Raw genomic sequence first — 19,946 nt, 5'->3', positions numbered from 1 at the left:
GCCCTTGCAGATTTAGGAGTTACACACCGCTGCCGGTCAGCTTAATGGGGTCGAGTAACTGCTCCAGCTCCTCCCGCGACAGGTCTGTGTTTTCCTCCGCCACATCCACCACCGGACGCTGTTCCTTGTAGGCCTGCTTGGCAATCTCTGCGGCCTTGTCATAGCCGATAACCGGGTTGAGCGCCGTAACCAGAATGGGGTTACGATGCAATGAATGCTTCAGGTTATCCTCGTTGACCTTAAAGCCGGCAACGGCTTTGTCAGCCAGATGGGTGGCGCAGTGGGTGAGCAGTTTGATGCTCTCCAGCAGGTTACGGGCGATCATCGGCAGCATCACGTTCAGTTCGAAGTTACCGGCCTGACCGCCGATGCTGACCGCGGTATCGTTGCCCATTACCTGGGCGGCCGCCATCGCCACCGCCTCGGGGATCACCGGGTTGACCTTGCCAGGCATAATGGAGGAACCCGGCTGCAGGGCCGGCAGGGATATTTCCCCCAGTCCGGCCAGGGGGCCGGAATTCATCCAGCGCAGGTCGTTGGCTATTTTCATCAGGGACACAGCCGTGGTTTTCAGTTGTCCCGACAGGGACACGGCGGTGTCCTGAGAGCCGATGAGGACAAAAGGATTGTCGGCCGGGGTAAAGTCCATACCGGTCTGATGATTCAGGGCTTCACAGAACGTCGCGGCGAAATCCTTATGGGCATTGATGCCGGTGCCCACCGCCGTGCCACCTTGTGCCAGGGTCTGTAATGCCGGCAGCAGACTGCCAAGATGGCGGATATTCTGCCGAATCTGCCCTTCCCAGGAACCCAGACATTGATCCAGCCGGATTGGCATTGCGTCCATCAGGTGGGTGCGGCCGGTCTTGCAGTGATCCTTAAGCTCAATACCCCGGGTTTTAAGCAAATCGGCCAGATGCTGCAAGGCCGGCAATAAATCTTCTCTGACGGCCATCGCGGCGCTGACATGGATTGCCGTGGGAATAACGTCATTGCTGCTCTGACCATAATTCACATGGTCATTGGGCCCCACTTTGTCACCCAGCTTGTCGCTGGCCAGGCGGGCAATCACTTCATTGGCGTTCATATTGGTGCTGGTACCTGAACCGGTTTGGAAGACATCCACGGGAAAATGCCTGAGCAGATGACGGTCCTGCAGCAAGTCCTCGCAACTGGCGGCGATGGCCTCGCTGACCGATTTGTCCAGACAGTCCAGCTTATGATTGGCCCGCGCCGCTGCCTGCTTGATACGCAGCAGGGCGCGGATAAAATTATCCGGCATACCCTGGCCGCTGATCTGAAAGTTCTCTATGGCGCGCTGTGTCTGGGCACCATACAGAGCATCGGCAGGCACCTGCAGCTCACCCATACTGTCCTTCTCACTCCTGGTGTTCGAACTTGGCTGTATCATCTTCCCTCCTGTGATTTGAAACTGCTGCAACGGTGTTTCCGTTTCTAAGCGATTCTTTGAGCGGTAATGGCGACGCTATTCTGCTTCAGTATAGAAAAGTTTAAAATAGTTATTGATAATCGTTATCATTAACCGTATTCTAATCCTGCACTACTTACCCAAGTCTACTGGTCTTTCTTGGGGCATTTACCGGGTGGGCTCTCCATGGCCCGCCCGGGTTTTTCATTTTTTTGCGCTGATGCCTGCCCAAACCATGCTGCAGACACCCGACTTTACAATTTCCCTACAATTTTGCCCTGTTTGTCCCTCGCGCCCTGCCATCACTCTGGTAAGATGCGGCCACCTTTTTTAGTTTTATACCAACCGGATTACTTCCCTTGTTGGATTTTCCACGGATGAGAATCGGCCGGATCTTTCTACTTTTGCTGATAGTGCTGGTTGCGCCGGTGCAGGCCGACGAGGATTTCCAGTGGCAGATCTCACCCGGACTGGCAGTCTGGGATGAAAAGTCCCTGCTGGCAGGTGCAAAGGGCAATGACGCCTATCCGGTTATTGTCACCTTACAGATCGATCTGAAGTATCGGAATTTTTTCCTCGAAACCGTCCGGCGGCGGGTCACAGGCCTGTTTGATTCCGCCCTGGTCGGTTACCGGATTTACGCTGACGAAGTCTGGCAGACCGATGTGGTGCTGAGCTCTCATATGAACCGCATCAGCGAATCCGGCTACAGTTACCATGGCGACACGATAGTGCCGGAGCTGAAAGGTATCCGCACCCGCGGCAGCGACAGCAGCCTGGGCTTGCGGGTGCAGCATTTCCGAGGCCCCCACCACCTGTCCCTGGAACTGGGCAACGATATCAGCCAACGCTACAGCAGCTATCTTTTCCAGGGTTATTACAGTTATCTGGCCCAACTACGAAACTGGGACTTACAACTGACCGCAGGTCTGCACCTTTACAGCGGCGAACTGGTGGATTACTACTTCGGCATTTTACCCACCGAGGCGACTGCCCGCCGGCCCGTTTACCATGGCAGATCAGCCCATATGCTGCACCTGGGCCTGTCGGCCCTTTATCCTCTGAATGAGCACTGGCTGTTGGACCTGGGAATGGGTCTCAACCGTTATAGTAGCAGTATTGCCAACAGCCCAATCGTCGCGAGCAATGTGGAAGCGCTCGGCATGGTCAGTATCCGTTATGTTTTCTAATGGAATCTCCCGGGCCTTGCTGCTGCTGGCCAGTCTGCCGTTATCCGGTGAGACGGCTGCCGAACCCCGACTTCTGACCGTCACACCGGATACCTGTGTGGCCCTGAACCAGGGGCGAACCTGCTATGCCACTATCGCTGTCACCTGGCACAGTGAGCTGCCTGGCGACTACTGTCTGCAACTGGAAGACCAGACACAGCCGCTGCATTGCTGGCAGAAGGCCAATCAGGGACACTGGCAGTTTGAATTTGCCGCCGAGCAGTCCACCCGTTTGTTGCTGACCAACGGCCAACAGACCCTGGCCAAACATGAAATCCAGGTAAACTGGGTCTACAAATCGCAAAGACGCAAGCGCGGCTGGCGTTTGTTCTGAGCCTGATATAACGAGGTCACCTATCATGTCCATTCCGCTGCATTCTTCTTCTGACCTGCCAAGCGCCAGTCAGGAACCCTACGCCAGACTGCTGCTGGTGGAGGACGATGCCTCCCTGGCCCGCTGGGTCAGCGACTATCTGACCAACCAGGGTTTTTCCGTCACTCATGTACTGCGGGGTGATGAAGCGGTGAAGGTTGCCGCACAGATCCAACCAGATTTAATGTTGCTGGACCTGATGCTGCCGGGCATGGACGGGCTGGCCGTTTGCCGGGAAGTGCGCCGCCACAGTGATCTTCCCATTATCATGCTGACAGCCCAGGGCGAAGAGCTGGACGAGGTATTAGGCCTGGAGGTGGGTGCCAATGACTACCTGGTCAAACCCGTGCGCCCGCGTGCCTTACTGGCCCGTATCAAGGGTCTGTTGCGCCGGCAGCCGGAGGCGGAACCAGCCGGGCATATGCTGCAGTTTGGCCAGTTGAACCTGAACCGCCATGCCAACCGTACAGTCCTGGCCGGCGAGGAAGTGGAGCTGTCCAGCAACGAATTTGCCATGTTGTGGTATCTGGCCAGTCATGCCGGGCGGATTATCGATCGGGATGAAGCATTCAAACAGCTTAAGGGACGTGAATACGACGGACTGGATCGTTGGTTCGATGTGATGATCTCCACCCTGCGCAGGAAGCTCGGGGACGACACCCATACTCCAAAACGGATAAAAACGGCCTGGGGCAAGGGCTATCTGTTTGTCGCCGACGCCTGGGAATAAAAGTATGACTGACCAGGATCGGGTCTGACATGAGCCGTATCTATGTGAGTTTACTCTTGACCGCCCTGCTCACCTTGTTTCTGCTGGGCTGGGGCATAGACAGATGGGTGGAGGAGCACCGAGATACACCCAATCACCAGGACTATACCCACCTGAGCCAGTTGTTCGAAGGGCTGCGCCACAATCTGGATACCAGCCGGGATCTGCCACAACAAGTCGCACTGCTGGCCGCTGCCCTGCCCCTGCAGTTGAGCCTGGAGGGCGCATCAGACCTGGCGCTGCCCGGCGATCTCAAGCCCGCATTGCAACAGCCAGGTGGACTGTTGCTGGAGTCCAGCGACGGACCCTATCTGCTGGCCAGCCTGCCCGGGCATCCCCAGTACCTGCTGAAACTGGCCCTGCCCCCCTTGCAACCAACAGACAGCGAACGGGACCTGCTCCTGACCCTTTCCCTGTACTCCGGTTTGGCAGTGATGATGGGCATCTGGCTGCTGCCGCTGACCCGCCGGTTGTCCCTGCTCACTCACGTTGCCTCCCGCTTCGGCAAAGGAGAGCTACAGGCCAGGGTGCCTCCCAGTCGCACGTCCTATGTGGCCGAACTGGAGCATAGCTTCAACCAGATGGCCCAGCGTATCGAGCAGTTGATTGCCGAAAACCGCCTCCTGGCCAGCAGCCTGAGTCACGATCTGCGCACCCCGCTGGCCTGTTTCCGCTTTGGCCTGGATGCGGCCCTGGACAGTAATGACCTGGCCGAGAAAAACCAGTATCTGCAGCGATTGGAAGCGGACCTGGAACGAATGGAAAAAATGCTGGCCGCCTTTCTGGATTTTGCCAGCCTGGAGCGTCAGGGAACCAGGATTCAACGCCAGCGCCTGGATTTGACCGAGCTGCTGCAGACCAACTTGCAGGCCTTCGCGCCTCTGGCCAGCCAACACCGTGCAGAGTTGACGGCCAAACTTCCTGAACGGACCTTGCTGCTAACGGGCGACAGCCACTGGCTCAGCCGGGCAATTACCAATGTGCTGGCCAACGGTGCGCGCTTCGCCAAAGGAAAACTACAGGTCACCCTTGATGAGCAGGGCGACTGGTATCGAGTTACCATAGAAGACAACGGACCAGGCATAGAGCCAAGCCAGAAGGACAACATACTCAAGCCTTTTGTCAGCCTTCAGCACTGCCGTCAGTCGGGTAGTTACGGACTGGGTCTGGCTATAGTTGAACGGGTACTGAGCTGGCACGACGGGCGGATCCAGGTTGACCGCAGTGACCTGGGCGGAGCCCGTTTCCGGCTGCTGTTGCCCAAGTCAGTCGACTAGGAATACTGGTAGCAGGATGTAAATGGCAGTCATTTTCATTGACCCAAAAGAGATCCTCATCTGCAAACCGCCAGGCACCTTGAGGCATCCAAACAAAGTTGGGATTTATGGTCCGGTCTGCTAATTTGGGCAAATCCACCGTCCAGGCACAAACATCAATGCTCCGATCCTACCTCTCTCCTTTTATCCTCATGGCAGGATTGATCGCCGGTAGCCTGGATATTCTGTATGCCTGCCTGTTCTGGTATGTCAAAGCCGGACTCCCCCCGACGCGAATTTTACAATCCGTTGCCGCGGGTCTGCTCGGGCAAGGGAGTTTTCAGGGTGGCCTGGGAACTGCTGCGGCAGGTCTGCTGCTGCATTTTATGATCGCCTTGCTGATGGCTGCCACTTATTTTGTGATGGCACAACGCTATGCCAGACTGCATCGGTCTCCGCTTGTCTGGGGGGCCATATATGGCATGCTTTTGTATCTGGTCATGACCTATGTGGTAGTCCCTTTATCGGCGGCAGGCCCGTCGCCGGAGGATCCCCTTTGGCAAGGGTTTTCCCTGTTGGTTCATATCTTGGCAGTGGGCATTCCTATTGCCATGGCGTGTAAAATGGCACACCGGTTGGAATAATGCTGGGGAGTCATGGAAAGACAATGAAGGATAAGCAAATGAAAAAAAGCGGGCTTTTACTCATATCTGCTCTGCTGGCCGGCTGTCATGGGGTGACATTTAACAGCAATCTTGGTTCCTATACTCTTGCCAAAACAAAAACCCTGATTGTCGAAGAATACTCTTGTTGCCGAGATAGCCGGTTTTAACGCCGAGCTTCTGGGAATAACAGGAGCATCTTATTGCCAGGCCAGGGCAGACGAAGGTAAACCCAGCCGTCGCGCCCTGATTAACGAGCTAAAAATTAAAGCGTTGGATTTAGGCGCCGGTGGTAGATGCCTGCGGAATCACCCGCCAGGGCACCTGCCTGGCCTATATGGAATGCCAGGGAGCGGCTTACTCTCTTCCCGGTGATTTTACCGAACAAGGTTAGCCGCAATTACTCTGAACTTTATTGGCTAAACAATAGACTCCCTGCTTTTGTCGCTAGCAACCCACGCCCTGTCAATGCCCTGCGCACTTTCACTGCCTAATTGGATGGCTGTGAATTGCCCCCTGCGGCTTGCAAGCACTAGCTGATTGTGGATACTGAATTTTTGTTTTGTTTCAATGTCTTATCTAAAGAGAGGATCATGCTGATAAGAACTTTGTGCATTATCTGTTTGCTGGTACTGCCGCTGTTTGCATTAGCCGAGTCTGCTGGACCTGTATCTGTGCGGGACAAGGGACTGGTCGGCCACTACTACACACCCGCCAGCCAGAGCGGGAAACAGCCAGTGTTGGTGTTGGGTGGTTCCGAGGGAGGGATCCCGGATAAGCTGGCAAAACCAGTGGCAGAGGCGGGTTTCCCGGTCCTGGCGCTGGCGTATTTTAATGCGCCGGGGTTGCCCGATGAGCTGGAAAAAATCCCACTGGAATACTTCCACCGGGCATTGGATTGGCTGGCCGCTAAGCATAGAGGCAGCCGAGATGGGATCATCCTGGTAGGCTGGTCCAAAGGAGCGGAGCTGGCGCTGTTGCTCGCCTCGCACGATGCAGGCATCCAGCGGGTGGTCGCCATAGCGCCCAGCTCAGTATTGTGGGCTGGGATCCTTAAGGACTGGCAGAAAGTGCCGGATTCCAGTTGGACTCTGGATGGCAAACCGCTGTCCCATGTACCCTTCAACCCCGGCGGTCCGGTGAGTAGCCTGCGGGATCTCTACGATCAGTCCCTGGCCAATCGCAAGGATGGAGTCCAGGCGGATATTCCAGTAGAAAATATCAAAGGACGGGTTACCCTGTTGACCGGCACGCAAGATGAGATCTGGCCTTCATCACAAATGGCTGAGGCAGTGTGCCAGCGTATGAATGCAACTAGACAGACAACATGCCGGCATCTCAATTATCAGGACCTGGACCATCTGCTGGACTACAGATTTCTGGATCCCTCCACCCCTGTGCATGCAGCCTTTGTTGGTGCATTGGAAGGGCGAGTTAACTGACAGAACAGGAATACGGCGTCTGTGATTCAGGAAATTCTTCCGTTGGCGTTATCACCCAACTCACTGTCTTGTAAATCTGCCATGCCGGTACGTGAGCAATTCATGAGTTCTGACAGGGGTTTGCACTGGGCCCCGGGATATCTCCTGTACGCGCCACAAAGACGCCACCCCGGACAAACGTCAGCCAGAGATGTTTCATCCCAGAGCTGATCTGCCGATGTTACAAAAAACATACAAATCTTGTTTTGCAATTTGGCCTTCAGTGATAGAAGTTACCCTGATAATTAATTCCAAGGAGAGCCTCATATGAAAACCACCCTGACCTTGATGCTGCTCGTTCTTTGCATAACAGGATGCAGCAACAAGGCCGTTTACAACAATTTTCAGATCAATAAACGCAACGAATGCCTGAAGCTGCCGCCCACTGAATATGATCGCTGCATGGAGGGGATGGATCGCTCCTATGAGGAATATGAGAAGGCCCGAGAGGAAGTGGTGGATCAATGACGCACCGGACCCGCCAACATGCGAGACAGCCTTCCAACCGAAAAAATGACAATGGAAAAATACCTGCTGACAAAAGAAGAGATTGAATCCATGCAGGGCTTGGTCAAGACCCATTATCTGAACGACCAAGCCAGGCGGATCAATAAATCCCTGGGTGATGCTACCGGTCTTAGCGGATTTGGTATTCACCTTATCGAAGTACAGCCGGGCTTTGAAAGTACAGAGCTGCACTGCCATCACCATGAGGACGAGTGCGTCTATATTCTGGAAGGCGAAGCCCTGGCGACCCTTGGCGATGAGACTTTTGCGGTCGGACCCGGCGACTTTATCGGCTACCGGGCCGGCGGTCTGGCCCACAGTCTGAAGAACAGCGGCGAGGTCGTGCTCAGATGTCTGGTGGTGGGACAACGGCTGGACCATGATGTGGCCGACTATCCCAGGCTGAATAAGCGCCTGTTCCGCAATAAAGACCTGCCCTGGAATCTGGTCGATTTGAATGCCATAGAGGAGCCCCAGGCGGGCAAAAAGACCTGATGGAAAAATCCGCCACCCTGTCCTGGGTGCCGGCGACCACCGCCGACAAGGACTATCTGTTTGACCTTCGAAAACGGACCATGGTCGAACACCTGGAAGCGGCAGGTCTGTTTCTTTCCGATGACGAACACTGGCGGCGGATTGCCCATGATTACCACTGTTATCATCTGGTGATTTGGCAGGGACAGCGCATAGGCAACCTGAAATACCGGTTAAGTCGGGACGAGGTGACTATTATGCAGTTGCAAATCGATCCGGAGTATCAGGGTCGCGGACTGGGGGCTCAGGTGGTCAGGCAGGTACTGGCCGGGGCGGACGGACGCCCGGTGAAACTCACCGTACTCAAGCAGAACCCGGCCCTGAATCTGTACCTGCGCCTTGGCTTTAAAATAACCGGCGAAGACCAGTATGAGTTTCATATGCAGGCCCAGCCCTAAAAATGGCAGCATCCTGACTAAGGGGCTGTTGGGCTTTTTCGCCAAGGCGGGAATGGTTAGCATAGCATTTTGACCTGACGGATATTCCCATGCCGACCGCCCGAACTAACCTGCTGTGGGCCGCTATAGTTGTTAAGCGGCTCGTCCTTATCCGCTGCCTCCGGCCCATTCAAGGCTCAGGTACTGGGGGTATTTTACGGCATCACAGATACGAACCATGCCAGTGAAGACACCTTGGGTCTGGAATACGAATACCCTTTCACCCCTGCCTGGGGCGCCGGCCTGATATGGGAGAAAACCCCGGAATTGCACGACGACCTTCATACAGGTGCCTTGGTATCGAACATTTTGGCTTTCGCTGAAGGCACTAAAGATTAATCCGATTGGTATTATTCAGGCTCAGCGCCGCCTATGATTTTCACCTGACAGAAAACTTAGGTATTGCCCGACGGTCAGTCTCGACAGAGTGGATAGCAAAACCCTCTGGGTGTATGGCGTAACGCTGAACCTGATGTTTTAAGAAATTCGACCGGGTCCCGTCACTCCGTGCCGGCTGGCGGCTGGTCAGAGGGCCGAAGACGGCTTTTCAACGGGTAATAACAGATATCCAGTTTGCCGTTGCCTCTGAAATGGTAAAACGGACTATCCATAGTGCGGGCACTGGCCAGGCGCTTTTGTACCGCCTCGCTGTCCTGTTCCTGCACCTGCAGTATAAGGCGCTGGTCGGCCGGCATGTCGCTGGCCACCCAGGCCTTCTCGATTTTGCCGCGCTGGCCAGCGTCTTTAATTACGCCCATCTCCACCTCGGGGTTGCCCCTGGGCAGGGCCTGCACATACTCCATGCCGTAGATCACACGGCCGAATACGCTCATATTGCGGTCCAGATGCCTGGGCGCCTGACCTATGACGATATAAAAGTCGGTGCTGCCGCTGTCGGCCTCATTGTTGCGCGCCATGGCCACAGTGCCGGGACAATGAAGCAACCATTCCAACCCCGCCTGTGGGTCGCGCCCTGCGGCAAAGCCTTGCAGGTAGCCGGTCTGGGGAGCAATGAATTCGGGCGATTGCACCAGCGTATAGGCCGAGTCCGGAGCAATATTGCGGCTGAATTCCGCTTTGAGCATGCCCTTGTATTTCGACGGACGGGTTTCTTCCACATCGCCGGCCTGAGCAACAAAACCCTCGATCACCCGGTAAAAGTCCAGCCCGTCATAAAAGCCTTCCCTGACCAGCGCCTTGAACTGTCTGACATGATGGGGGGCCATAAAAGGCGCCAGCTCGATGACTATCTGGCCCTTGGGAAGCTGTATATAAACCAGGTCGTCCGGATTGGGATCCCGCCATTGTTCAGCCAGCAGGGGAAAGCTGAAAAACAGAAGTAACAATAAACCTTTATTCATTATCTGGTGCACCCTCGTGCAAAAAGGATTGGACTATCCTGTCCCTTGCCCCGTCCTGAATCAAGTCATTAATAGCCTGATTCAGAGACTCCAGGAGATGGATCCAGTTGCGATGCAACTGGATATGCAGCGTGGCCCGGTCATGCACCGGCCCACGCTCGACTTCTCCGGGATGCTGACTGAGCCAGTAGTCCAGAATGTGTTCATTGACAATGGCCACATCAGCCCGGCCCAGGGCCAGAAAGCCCAGTACCGCTTCCTCATTGAGCAGATCGATACGATCAACAAAGGCCTGCTCACCCAAATAGCCATACCCCAGCACCAGGGCAACCCGCTTATCTTTAAATGCATCCGTCCTGTCCACATCAAATGCCTTACCGGGGGGAAACACAAACAGGTCACGGGTCACATAGAGTGGGTCGCTGAACACCTGCACCAATTGCTCCTCTGGCTCCATATACCAGGCGGGATTGACGCAGCAGGCCATGGGGATCTTCCCCTGCAAAAACATTCTCTGGTTGCGCTTGCTGGGAGTGGGAATAAAGCGAAAGGGGATACCGGCACCCTCCAGCACAGCACGAAACAACTCGGTATAAATGCCAGTGTGCTGACCATTTTGTAGGTAGGCCAGTGGCGGCTTGTCACGTTCATGGATAGGCAGCACCAGCACATCTGCCTCCTGCTCAAATGCATTTGCAGCAGTCATCCAGCACCAGACAATGAATCCCAGCCAACCCCTCGTCAAGCTCTGACCTCCATGAGCGCCTCCATTGGTTAAGAGTCTAACCAGTCCAGGTCCATAAGGTAACAGGCAACTGATATTTTTTTACGCCCCATCGATAAGGTATCCTTGGGTGTTCAACCTCCAATGCCAAAGGAACTGTGCTTTGATAAACCGGCTACTGACCCTGCTTTGCTTCTGCGCCCTTACCCCCCCCGTCGCTGCTGAAACCACACCTCAGCAGTGGGAGCGTATCAGCGTTACGGCCCGTCAACCGGCAAACAAAGGTCAACAGCCCCTCAGTGTCAGCCGGATAGCGCAAACCGATATCGCACTTTTTCAGGCTGTACATATCAATGAACTGCTCAATCAGGTACAGGGCACCTGGATCAGTCGTGGAAACGGGCAGGAACACCTTACAGCCATCCGCTCCCCGGTGCTGACCGGTGCGGGTTCATGCGGGGCTTTTCTTGTCAGCGAAGATGGTATTCCCACCCGCGCCAGCGGTTTTTGCAATGCCAATCAGCTATTTGAACTGAATACCGAACAGGCCGGTGCAGTTGAAGTATTAAGGGGGCCTGCCAGCAGTGGATATGGCTCCAACGCCGTACACGGGGTGATCAACGTTGTTTCGCCGACGGTACCCGACAGCCCCATGGCCAGGCTGGGCCTGGAAACAGGCCCCCACGACTTTCTCAGGGGCAGCTTTGCCCTGGGAACCGGCAACCTGCTGTTTTACGGCAACCTGGCCCATGATGGCGGCTATCAGGATGACTCTGGTTACCAACAGCAGAAAGTGAATCTGATCCACAGACACCAGCAGGGCGACTGGCAGGGTAATACCCGGCTGGCCCTGACCAACCTCAATCAGGAAACCGCCGGCTATGTGCAAGGCCTGGACGCCTATCGGGATCCGGCGCTTCGCCGCAGCAACGATAACCCCGAAGCCTATCGGGACGCCCGATCCGCCCGCCTGTCATCCGACTGGCATCTGGAAACGGCCCCGGGGCATAGCCTGACCCTGACCCCCTATCTGCGCTTTCAGGACATGCAGTTCCTGCAGCATTACCTACCCTGGCAAGCCACCGAGCAGAATAACCAGCGGGGTGTCGGCCTTCAGGGCCGCTATCGTGCACAAACAGAATTGCTGAGCTGGACCCTGGGTCTGGACACGGAATGGACAGATGGCGAACTGGTGGAAACCCAGGCACAGGATTTTGCGCCTAGCATCCCAGCAGGCCGGCATTACGACTACCAGGTCATAGCCCGCAACCTATCTCCCTACGCCAGCATCGCCTGGACACTCAGGTCCGATCTGGAGCTGACCGCCAGCCTTCGATATGACTGGCAGCAATACGATTACCAGACTCGCCTGCCCACGGGCAGTGTCTGTGCGCCACAAGTAGAGAGTTGCCGTTTTTTCCGGCCGGCCAGCCAGCAGGTCGATTATCATCAGTGGTCACCCAGCACGGGACTGGTCTGGCAGTTCGCCGATACTCACCAGTTTTATCTGCAGCTAAGTCGTGGCTACCGGGCTCCCCAGGCCACCGAGTTGTTCCGCCTGCAGGCCGGGCAACAGGTGGCTGAGCTTGACGCCGAACAGATGGACAGCCTTGAGCTTGGTCTGCGCGGTCAGACCGGAGCGCTCAGCTACGAGTTCAGCCTGTACCATATGCAAAAAGACAATGTGATTTTCCAGGACACCGAGCGGCAGAATGTCAGTAACGGTAAGACCCGGCATCAGGGCCTAGAGGCCCTGCTCAACTGGCAACCTGGCGAACACTGGTATGCCAGGATCAGCGGCAGTTGGGCGCGCCATCAGTATCGCAATAATCCCGGGCTGGCAGAAGGTGAGATCCTGGGCAACGATATGGACACCGCCCCCAGACTGATGGCCAATGCACGACTTGGCTGGCAGCAGCAAAGCTACAGGCTGGAGCTGGAATGGAACCGAATGGGCGCCTACTTCCTGGATCCGCAAAACAGCGCCGAGTATCCAGGCCATAGTCTGCTTAACCTGCGTGGCAACTGGCAATTGTCGGATGGCTGGACTCTGTCGGCCCGTTTGTTGAACCTGACTGACCGGGATTACGCGGAGCGGGCCGATATCGGTTTTGGTCAGTACCGCTATTTTGTCGGAGAGCCCAGATCTTTGTATCTTTCTGTGGCTTGGTCAGGCTGATTGCAGATACACAGGCTGTTACGGCCCTGTCCCTTGGCCTGGTACATGCACCGATCGGCGCGGCCCAGCCATTCATAGCCCGTTTCCCCGGGGTGGTACTGGGCTACTCCCAGTGAAATGGTGACGGCGTTTAACTCTGCACTGGCATCGGCCACCTCCTGGCGCAGGGCTTCGGCCAGCAGACCTGCCTCGCGCAACGAAGTGTTTTCGGTAATCACCACAAACTCCTCGCCGCCAAAGCGGTAAAGCTGGTCTATCCGACGCAGTCGCTGCTGGATACAACGAGTAACCGCCTTTAAGATCCTGTCGCCTTCCTCATGACCGAACTTATCATTGACCGCCTTGAAGTTGTCCAGATCCAACAGGATTAGCGACATGGGCAGGGGGGTGCGCTGATAGGAGTGCAGACATTCAAGCAGTTTTTCCTCCATGGCCCTTCGGTTACCGGCACCGGTCAGGGGGTCCTTGGTGGCCAACCGCAACAACTGCTCCTTATGGGCCCGGGTACGCCAGGCGAAGATGGCCGTAAAACCAATGGTGGCGAGTACGGACAACAGAAAGGCTGCAAAGATCAACGGCGGCATTTCGCCCACCAGCAGGGTTGTCAGTGCCGCAATGACCAGTAACACTGACGCCAGCGCCAGGGCGGGACGCAGCAAAAAGAACACCACCAGTACGGCCGGATAGGTCCAGTAAGTCTGGGCCGCTCCCTTGAGCGACACAGTCACGACCAGCACGAGCAAGCAGATCAGGGACAGCAGATGGGCCATCAATACAGCGCGGCCGGTGAGATAGACATACAGAAAGATACTGGCCATGGCCACAACCGCGAAGGAGTCCAGTGCAGCGAGCAGCCATTCTTCTTCGATCAGACGTAACACACTGAAGGGCAGAATGCTAATTGCGCCAAGGCCACTGATACTCAGCAGGATCCACTCCTCGGTACTGCGATCCCGGAATATCATACTGTTAGCTTCCCAACATCTTCCTGGCGCCTGTCACTATGGTTTCGTCTTCGGCCCTTGGCGGCATCTGCAGCCCTTTTTTCACCGCCTGGCGCTCACCAATATCCATCAGCCAGCGCTGAAGATAAGGCAAATTGTCTATATCAACGCCGGACCATTCATAGGACCTGGCCCAACACCAGTTGGCAATATCGGCAATGGAATAGTCACCGGCCAGGTACTGATTGTCTTGCAGGCGACGGTCCAGCACACTCAGCAGTCGCTTGCTTTCCTGCTGGTATCTGTCGATAGCCGCGGGGATTTTTTCTTCCATGTAACGGTAGAAGACATTGGCCTGGCCCATCATGGGACCGACCCCCGCCATCTGGAACATCAGCCACTGCATGACTTTGCTGCGGCCTTTGGGTTCGGTGGGCATCAACATGCCTGTCTTTTCTGCCAGATAGACAAGAATGGCGCCTGACTCGAAAACCACAAAATCATCATTGTCCTTGTCCCGGATCACCGGAATACGACCATTGGGATTGAGGTTAACAAAATCGGCCTGCTTCTGTTCCTTCTTACCCAGGTCGAGGACCTTAAGACTATAAGGCAGGCCCATTTCTTCCAGGGTGATGGATACCTTGTGGCCATTGGGTGTGGCGGCGGTGAAGAGCTCTATCATTGATTCTCCCTGCACTTCAGTCATGACTTTGAAGTTAGTCCCACATCCGGCCTTTGACAACTGTCGGAGCCGGAACTTGGTCAGACGAAGGACGAAGGAAGTCTGTGCCGGAAATAAGCCAGCAGGATCAGGTTAAGGCGGGACACCGGTAGAGACAGGGCGTAAAAAAGAACAAAAAAGCCCAGCACTATCAGCAGGGGCTGGGCGTGGGTCAGATCCCGGACGGAATCCATCAGCACCAGCACCGGGCGTTCGAGTATGTCCTGGCTGTTAAGGCGCTGCACCCTGCCTAGGTAGACACCAAAGGCGCAAAGCAAGTGGATCAAAGGAATGCTCCACCGGGCCGCCAGAAGCCAGCCCTGACGCCGAATATATTGCTGCATCAACTGGATTGAGATCACATAGAATTCGAAATTGATCAGCATATAGATCAGATAGGCAGGCAACAGGACACCCCACACCAGGGTGCGATCCAGTGCCGGGTCCTTCACCGCCGCAATAAAGTGGATAATGTCGGTCAGACCGTAGGCGGCGTTGGGCAGAAAGGCGACGAATATCGCCGCCAGCAGCCACCACAGAAAATTGCGTCCCCTCGCCAGTACAAACAGGTGCAAAGCCAGCAAAAAAGGGATTGCACCCAGCAACAGGTTTTTTACCACGGTAAAGTGGACGGGCGTGGCCATCAGTTGACCACGTCTATCTCTGTATTAAAACCGACTAGTTTGCCGCTCCAGATAAAAAACTGCCAGACCAGCACGCCGAAGGGAATGTAGCCCAGATAGCCCAGCAGCGGCATCTCTGAGAAGAGGTGAATCACATCCACGTAGGGGATGTTGTACACCCAGAAGTTGGGATTGGTGTGGGTGGTATGGAAGAACATGCTGCCATGGTTCCAGAACTCCCAGAACAGGCCGTTGCAGATGGACGCCACGCCAATCAATACTCCAGCACTCCAGTTGCCCTGGGCGATATCGATAAAGGGATTCCAGATATTCAGGCGCATCAAAATGCCGGTAATCACGGCAAAGGGACCAATCCACACCACCCAGAAGAACGGATAAGGCCAGATCACCATCAGCCCAATCAGTACCGTGCCGACCAGGATCAGGGTATTGCCGTTAAGAACCATTTTGGGACCGTTCTTATACCGGGCAGGAAAGGCGGTAAAGGTATTAAACAGGTTATACCATTGAAACAAGACGGGGGTAACCGTACTGTAAGTGATCAGAAACTCGATACTCAACAGGGTCTGTGACCAGGGGGCGTCATTGGCATATGGGTAATACCAGTTGCCCAGCACAAAGTAATCGTAGAACTCGAAATAGGCCCAGCCGACTATAGACACCAGCCCGGCAATCAGCAGGGTCAGGGTCTTGGTGGATGCCAGTGAGCGGCCGTTATTGCGATGATAGACCAGGCCGTCCAGCACCAGGATAAAACCCCACCAAAGAGGGGTAAAGGACCAGTAAACCAGTTCACCAAAGGCCGTGGAGTGGGACCACTGCAGCCACCAGAAAAACAGCATCACCACGAGACCCGCCCAGAACCACCAGGGCAACGGCTTTTTGGCGGCGGCCGGTTTAGGGGGGGCACCCGCAAAACCGTACTTCTTCGGAAACAGGATCAAGCCGAAGATATACACACCGCCTGCCGCGGTGGCCAGAAATACCCAAAGGTTAAAGCCCGGGGCATCTTCGATGAACTGGGGCGGAAATATGCCAAAACCGGGGGGAAGGTGGGAAGGATAGACGAACCAGGCGACTGCCAGAGGCACCAGCAGGGTCAGAAGCACGGGCCAGATAAGTTGCCAACGCATGAGTTTTCTCCAATACAATCCATTTATTGTTGTTATCGATCCTGCGACCTCACAATCATTATCTGCCGGATCGGCCGTTTGCTATATCAGTCTGCCCAGTTTTTCCTTACTGGTCAAAGCATTAGATAAAGATCGGAGCAGATGACATAACCCGGCCTCTGGCTGGGCGCCGATTGACAGGCCAGGTCAATTGATTGGAAGATGCCAGCACCGCAGGCTCGAATAAGACAGATAAATGACCTCAACTCCCCTCCCGTCCTGGCAGGATGGCCCGGCCCGCAACGCCATACTGGATTTTCTCCGCCGCATCAGCAGCCCGGACTCACCGGATTTCGTGCCGCCGGCAGAAAGAATCGCCACCTTCGACAACGACGGCACCCTGTGGCTGGAAAAGCCCCATATTACTGAGCTGGTGTTTATCCATGACCTGTTCCGTCATGATGAAATCCAGCCACTGCTGCACACCGCAGGCCTCAGACAACGAATAGAACATTGGTGGGACAGCTTCTATGACGAAGTGATTGAAGACTGTCACCTGCTGCTGAAAGAGTTCAGGCAGGGTATCAGTACCCGGGATTATCACCAGTGGGTCAGCGACTGGCTGCAAAAAGCCAGGCATCCGCGATTCGACAAAGCCTACACAGATCTGACCTACACCCCCATGCGTGAGGTATTGGCTCTGTTCCAGGCACATGAATTTCGTACCTACCTGGTCTCCGGGGGCAGTTGTTACTTTATCCGTCCCTGGTGTGAAAAAGCCTATGGCATCCCGCCTGAGCAGGTCATCGGCAGTACCCTGCTGACCCGCCTGAACGAGAAGGCCCACGGACTGGAAGTGGAGATGACTCCCATCCCCACCTACTTCGACAACGGGCCCGGCAAGGTCCTTGCCATCGAAAGCCAGATCGCCCGTCAGCCCATCGCCGCCTTTGGCAACAGCAGTGGTGATATTCCCATGCTGCGCTGGGCCGGCATGGCGCCGGTGTCTTTATGTATGCTGGTGCATCATACGGACGAGGCGCGGGAATACCGTTACAGCCCTGGCGAGGATACCTTGCAGGCAGCCAGCGCCCATCAATGGCAGGTCATAGACATGCAAAATGACTGGCTGAGGATCTTCGACTGATCCCCAGCCGTGCTCTGACTAGAAGCGGAAAGTGAAGTCGACACCCACCTGACGGGCTTCCCCGCGTAACTGAGTCACCGCCGAGAGCGGTGCAATGGAGTCGAACATCAGCTCCGCATACTCTTCATTAAACAGGTTCCTGGCCCACAGCCCCAGTTCCCAGTTCTGGTCAGGCAACCAGGCGATACGACCATGCCAGAGGCTGTAGCCTTCCTGCTCCAGATAGGGATTTTCGTTCTGGTCAAAATAGAAGGACGATTGGTAATCAAATCCCAGTTGGCTCAACAGTCGCCCCTCTCCCAGCGATAGTTCATATTGAAGCAGACCGCTGATATTCAATTCGGAGGTAAAGGGCAGTTGGGTGTTGGCCACATACAGCGCTCCTTCCCGGTATTCACCCAGTTTGGCTTTCGGGATATAGCCCAGATTCAGATCCAGTTGCAAAGCAGAGGTGGGAGTGTAGGAAAAAGCCGCCTCCAGACCATAGATGGTGGAATCGCCGGCATTTTTCAGCACATGGTAAGGGGCGGCGCCGGTGGTGTAGTTTACAAACACCTGCTGGTCCCGATAGTTATAGTAAAACGCAGCCAGTTCCAGATTCAGATCCATCTGCGTGAAGTAAAAATGCCCGCCCACTTCGAAGGCATCCAGCCGCTCGGGGGAATATTCGGAGTTACGCGCCTGCTCCTCACTGGTGGAAAAGCCGCCGTTATAACCGCCGCTCTTGTATCCCCGCGAATAGCTGTAATACACACTGGCATTGGCATCCAGCGCCTGCACCAGGGCCAATTTTCCGGACACTTCGTCATCGGCCACTTCGCCCTCAATATCCCACAGACCGGGGATAAAGGCGCCCACCACGTCCAGATCGCTGACAGCATGATAGCGGGTAGAATCATCCGTATAGCGCACCCCCGCGGTCAGGGTCAGGGACTGGGTCAGTTCATGATCCACCTGGCTGTAAAAGGCCAGGGATTCGCTTTTAAGCCGGTTATGATAGAAAAACTGCGCCGGCACTGAGGCCAGGGCGTCCACCGCGCGGAAATCGCGGAACAGGTCCAGATCGCTGTCCTGCCAGAGTTCCTCCTGCAGATAAAACAGACCCGCTATCCAGTACTGGCGGCCAGTACGCAAACTGAGACTGAACTCCTGGCTGAAGAAATCGTTCTCTGAGCCCAGGCTGCCCTCGATAAAATTACCCGGACCGTCCGAATCGAACGAATGGAAACGTTCAAAGTCCTTATAGGCGGTAATGGACTTCAGGGTCAGGTTGTCCGCCGGGTGCCACGCCAGGTTCAGGCTGCCGCCCCAGCTCTGGGTATCGTGGCGCTTGTCGCCGGTATCGGCAACCGTGTCCCAGTAGTCGTCCGAATCCACGGAGAAACCGAAGGCATCCACACAAGCCGGGGTACCGACCTCAGAAGGCGCGCAGCGCTCACCGGTCGCAGGATCTTTAAGGATCCCAGCGCTGTACACAGGTTTTGGCGCTCCGGACCAGTCATCTCCATGTAATTTGGCAATCAGCGTTACATCCTGCCATTCAGATTTAACGATCAGGCGCATACTGCTCTGGCGCAAGCCCCCGTCCTGTCCTCCGGGAAACAGATTGTCCATGGAATACTGATAATCCTGGTGATTGAAGGAAAAACGCAGGGCGGTATCGGTACTGACAGGCAGATTCAGGGCGCCTTCGGCGGACTGGTGGTCACGCTCGGCCACCGAACCGCTGATATAACCGCCGAACTGGCTGTCCGGCATCTTTGACATCAACAGGATAGCGCCACCTGTGGTGTTACGACCAAACAGGGTGCCCTGGGGACCACGCAGAATCTCGACCCGCTCAAGATCGTAGAGATTGGTGGCCAGGAAGTTGGCGCCGCCGCTGACCACCTCATCCGAATAAATGGCAATAGGCGAAACAGTGGAAGTATTGTAATCAAACATCCCCACGCCACGGATATTGAATGAAGGTGTAGTACCCTCCCCCGCTACCGATGAGGCCTTGAAATTTGGCGCCAGTGCAGAAAGCTGTACCGTATCCTTGATATGCTGGCGGGCGATGTCTTCACCGTCCACCACCGTGACGGCGACGGACACATCATGAATATCCTGCTGACGCTTCTGGGCATACACATGAATGACTTCCGTCTTGTCTGCCTGAACCCGTGCGGACTGAGCGTGGCTGGCTGCGGACAAAGTGCTGAGAATTGAAAAACTGAGCAGGCTCAGTAGGGGTTGCTGCATGTTAAGTTCCAGGAAAGCCGTTAATCGTTGTTATGAATGTTAATACTGTAGTTGAACATCATCACGAAACGTCCCTTCTTCGCAGCAAGATGCGCGTTTCACTTTCCCTAGCGGACAGACAATGACCACTTTCCTTTGCCTGCTTTCCTCAAATAATGGCGCAGATTAGCAGATTTTTATGACAAATAGT

At 55.3% G+C, this 19,946-nt stretch carries 20 protein-coding genes; 12 read left to right on the top strand and 8 right to left on the bottom strand.

Annotated features, from left to right (window positions below; all coding sequences use genetic code 11):
• Positions 1-19 precede the first annotated feature (19 nt).
• A complete protein-coding gene (locus J0A66_RS09200) occupies positions 20-1,411 on the bottom strand; it encodes a class II fumarate hydratase (RefSeq protein ID WP_206573503.1) in 1,392 nt (463 codons plus the stop codon).
• A 395-nt stretch (positions 1,412-1,806) separates the two neighbouring features.
• Between J0A66_RS09200 and J0A66_RS09195 the strand changes: the two genes are divergently transcribed.
• From J0A66_RS09195 to J0A66_RS09150, 10 genes are all read left to right on the top strand, one after another.
• Positions 1,807-2,619: a MipA/OmpV family protein gene (locus J0A66_RS09195; RefSeq protein WP_206573502.1), complete on the top strand. Its 813-nt coding sequence runs from the start codon at positions 1,807-1,809 to the stop codon at positions 2,617-2,619.
• On the top strand, positions 2,609-2,992 hold the full coding sequence (locus tag J0A66_RS09190) for a DUF3019 domain-containing protein (RefSeq protein WP_206573501.1): 384 nt from the start codon (positions 2,609-2,611) through the stop codon (positions 2,990-2,992). The genes J0A66_RS09195 and J0A66_RS09190 overlap by 11 nt, the downstream gene beginning before the upstream one ends.
• 25 nt (positions 2,993-3,017) lie before the next feature.
• Positions 3,018-3,761, top strand: coding sequence for a response regulator (locus tag J0A66_RS09185; protein WP_206573500.1), 744 nt, complete (start codon positions 3,018-3,020; stop codon positions 3,759-3,761).
• A 29-nt stretch (positions 3,762-3,790) separates the two neighbouring features.
• A complete protein-coding gene (locus J0A66_RS09180) occupies positions 3,791-5,077 on the top strand; it encodes an ATP-binding protein (RefSeq protein ID WP_206573499.1) in 1,287 nt (428 codons plus the stop codon).
• Positions 5,078-5,235: 158 nt separating this feature from the next.
• Positions 5,236-5,700 carry a hypothetical protein gene (locus tag J0A66_RS09175; protein ID WP_206573498.1) on the top strand — a complete coding sequence of 155 codons (465 nt, stop codon included), beginning with the start codon at positions 5,236-5,238 and terminating at the stop codon, positions 5,698-5,700.
• Positions 5,701-5,723: 23 nt separating this feature from the next.
• Entirely contained in the window at positions 5,724-5,888 is a 165-nt protein-coding gene (locus J0A66_RS09170) for a hypothetical protein (protein ID WP_206573497.1), read from the top strand.
• 423 nt (positions 5,889-6,311) lie between these two features.
• Positions 6,312-7,160, top strand: a complete 849-nt coding sequence (locus J0A66_RS09165; protein WP_206573496.1) for an acyl-CoA thioester hydrolase/BAAT C-terminal domain-containing protein — start codon at positions 6,312-6,314, stop codon at positions 7,158-7,160.
• Positions 7,161-7,466: 306 nt separating this feature from the next.
• Positions 7,467-7,667: a hypothetical protein gene (locus J0A66_RS09160; RefSeq protein WP_206573495.1), complete on the top strand. Its 201-nt coding sequence runs from the start codon at positions 7,467-7,469 to the stop codon at positions 7,665-7,667.
• 51 nt (positions 7,668-7,718) lie between these two features.
• The gene (locus J0A66_RS09155; protein ID WP_206573494.1) at positions 7,719-8,201 is read left to right on the top strand and encodes a cupin domain-containing protein; all 483 of its coding nucleotides are present in this window, start codon (positions 7,719-7,721) and stop codon (positions 8,199-8,201) included.
• On the top strand, positions 8,201-8,638 hold the full coding sequence (locus J0A66_RS09150; protein ID WP_241264110.1) for a GNAT family N-acetyltransferase: 438 nt from the start codon (positions 8,201-8,203) through the stop codon (positions 8,636-8,638). The genes J0A66_RS09155 and J0A66_RS09150 overlap by 1 nt, the downstream gene beginning before the upstream one ends.
• 539 nt (positions 8,639-9,177) lie before the next feature.
• Here J0A66_RS09150 and J0A66_RS09145 read toward each other — a convergent pair.
• Positions 9,178-10,038, bottom strand: coding sequence for a peptidylprolyl isomerase (locus J0A66_RS09145; protein WP_206573493.1), 861 nt, complete (start codon positions 10,036-10,038; stop codon positions 9,178-9,180).
• On the bottom strand, positions 10,031-10,744 hold the full coding sequence (locus J0A66_RS09140; protein ID WP_206573492.1) for a substrate-binding periplasmic protein: 714 nt from the start codon (positions 10,742-10,744) through the stop codon (positions 10,031-10,033). Before J0A66_RS09140 ends, J0A66_RS09145 begins: the two co-directional genes overlap by 8 nt.
• A gap of 181 nt (positions 10,745-10,925) precedes the next feature.
• On the opposite strand from J0A66_RS09140, the gene J0A66_RS09135 reads away from it, so the two are divergent.
• A complete protein-coding gene (locus tag J0A66_RS09135) occupies positions 10,926-12,941 on the top strand; it encodes a TonB-dependent receptor (protein WP_241264109.1) in 2,016 nt (671 codons plus the stop codon).
• Here the strand turns inward: J0A66_RS09135 and J0A66_RS09130 are convergent.
• The 4 genes from J0A66_RS09130 to J0A66_RS09115 all read right to left on the bottom strand — a co-directional run bounded on the left by J0A66_RS09130 (position 12,887) and on the right by J0A66_RS09115 (position 16,386).
• Positions 12,887-13,906: a GGDEF domain-containing protein gene (locus J0A66_RS09130; protein ID WP_206573491.1), complete on the bottom strand. Its 1,020-nt coding sequence runs from the start codon at positions 13,904-13,906 to the stop codon at positions 12,887-12,889. The genes J0A66_RS09135 and J0A66_RS09130 overlap by 55 nt on opposite strands.
• Positions 13,907-13,910: 4 nt before the next feature.
• Positions 13,911-14,570 (bottom strand): glutathione S-transferase family protein, encoded by a 660-nt coding sequence (locus J0A66_RS09125; RefSeq protein WP_206573490.1) that lies wholly within the window; start codon positions 14,568-14,570, stop codon positions 13,911-13,913.
• A gap of 80 nt (positions 14,571-14,650) precedes the next feature.
• A complete protein-coding gene (locus tag J0A66_RS09120) occupies positions 14,651-15,253 on the bottom strand; it encodes a DUF1361 domain-containing protein (protein ID WP_206573489.1) in 603 nt (200 codons plus the stop codon).
• Positions 15,253-16,386, bottom strand: coding sequence for a hypothetical protein (locus J0A66_RS09115; protein ID WP_206573488.1), 1,134 nt, complete (start codon positions 16,384-16,386; stop codon positions 15,253-15,255). Before J0A66_RS09115 ends, J0A66_RS09120 begins: the two co-directional genes overlap by 1 nt.
• Before the next feature lie 235 nt (positions 16,387-16,621).
• Here J0A66_RS09115 and J0A66_RS09110 point away from each other — a divergent pair, with 235 nt between their 5' ends.
• Positions 16,622-17,512 carry an HAD family hydrolase gene (locus J0A66_RS09110; RefSeq protein ID WP_206573487.1) on the top strand — a complete coding sequence of 297 codons (891 nt, stop codon included), beginning with the start codon at positions 16,622-16,624 and terminating at the stop codon, positions 17,510-17,512.
• A gap of 18 nt (positions 17,513-17,530) precedes the next feature.
• Here J0A66_RS09110 and J0A66_RS09105 read toward each other — a convergent pair whose 3' ends face one another.
• Positions 17,531-19,756 carry a TonB-dependent receptor gene (locus J0A66_RS09105; RefSeq protein WP_206573486.1) on the bottom strand — a complete coding sequence of 742 codons (2,226 nt, stop codon included), beginning with the start codon at positions 19,754-19,756 and terminating at the stop codon, positions 17,531-17,533.
• Between the last annotated feature and the right edge of the window lie 190 nt (positions 19,757-19,946).

It is taken from the genome of Bowmanella dokdonensis (genome assembly GCF_017254865.1).
GTDB lineage: Bacteria > Pseudomonadota > Gammaproteobacteria > Enterobacterales > Alteromonadaceae > Bowmanella > Bowmanella dokdonensis.
Note: the sequence above shows the minus strand (reverse complement) of the source record. Positions and strands in the feature narration are given on the sequence as shown.

Excerpts from the sequence above, each read along its gene's own strand:
- J0A66_RS09170 (WP_206573497.1), top strand. The coding sequence starts at position 5,724 with ATGAAGGATAAGCAAATGAAAAAAAGCGGGCTTTTACTCATATCTGCT.
- J0A66_RS09180 (WP_206573499.1), top strand. The coding sequence starts at position 3,791 with ATGAGCCGTATCTATGTGAGTTTACTCTTGACCGCCCTGCTCACCTTG.
- J0A66_RS09200 (WP_206573503.1), bottom strand. The coding sequence starts at position 1,411 with ATGATACAGCCAAGTTCGAACACCAGGAGTGAGAAGGACAGTATGGGT.
- J0A66_RS09145 (WP_206573493.1), bottom strand. The coding sequence starts at position 10,038 with ATGAATAAAGGTTTATTGTTACTTCTGTTTTTCAGCTTTCCCCTGCTG.
- J0A66_RS09165 (WP_206573496.1), top strand. The coding sequence starts at position 6,312 with ATGCTGATAAGAACTTTGTGCATTATCTGTTTGCTGGTACTGCCGCTG.
- J0A66_RS09150 (WP_241264110.1), top strand. The coding sequence starts at position 8,201 with ATGGAAAAATCCGCCACCCTGTCCTGGGTGCCGGCGACCACCGCCGAC.
- J0A66_RS09125 (WP_206573490.1), bottom strand. The coding sequence starts at position 14,570 with ATGATAGAGCTCTTCACCGCCGCCACACCCAATGGCCACAAGGTATCC.
- J0A66_RS09120 (WP_206573489.1), bottom strand. The coding sequence starts at position 15,253 with ATGGCCACGCCCGTCCACTTTACCGTGGTAAAAAACCTGTTGCTGGGT.
- J0A66_RS09130 (WP_206573491.1), bottom strand. The coding sequence starts at position 13,906 with ATGATATTCCGGGATCGCAGTACCGAGGAGTGGATCCTGCTGAGTATC.
- J0A66_RS09105 (WP_206573486.1), bottom strand. The coding sequence starts at position 19,756 with ATGCAGCAACCCCTACTGAGCCTGCTCAGTTTTTCAATTCTCAGCACT.
- J0A66_RS09155 (WP_206573494.1), top strand. The coding sequence starts at position 7,719 with ATGGAAAAATACCTGCTGACAAAAGAAGAGATTGAATCCATGCAGGGC.
- J0A66_RS09175 (WP_206573498.1), top strand. The coding sequence starts at position 5,236 with ATGCTCCGATCCTACCTCTCTCCTTTTATCCTCATGGCAGGATTGATC.
- J0A66_RS09190 (WP_206573501.1), top strand. The coding sequence starts at position 2,609 with ATGTTTTCTAATGGAATCTCCCGGGCCTTGCTGCTGCTGGCCAGTCTG.
- J0A66_RS09185 (WP_206573500.1), top strand. The coding sequence starts at position 3,018 with ATGTCCATTCCGCTGCATTCTTCTTCTGACCTGCCAAGCGCCAGTCAG.
- J0A66_RS09160 (WP_206573495.1), top strand. The coding sequence starts at position 7,467 with ATGAAAACCACCCTGACCTTGATGCTGCTCGTTCTTTGCATAACAGGA.
- J0A66_RS09115 (WP_206573488.1), bottom strand. The coding sequence starts at position 16,386 with ATGCGTTGGCAACTTATCTGGCCCGTGCTTCTGACCCTGCTGGTGCCT.
- J0A66_RS09140 (WP_206573492.1), bottom strand. The coding sequence starts at position 10,744 with ATGACTGCTGCAAATGCATTTGAGCAGGAGGCAGATGTGCTGGTGCTG.
- J0A66_RS09195 (WP_206573502.1), top strand. The coding sequence starts at position 1,807 with ATGAGAATCGGCCGGATCTTTCTACTTTTGCTGATAGTGCTGGTTGCG.
- J0A66_RS09110 (WP_206573487.1), top strand. The coding sequence starts at position 16,622 with ATGACCTCAACTCCCCTCCCGTCCTGGCAGGATGGCCCGGCCCGCAAC.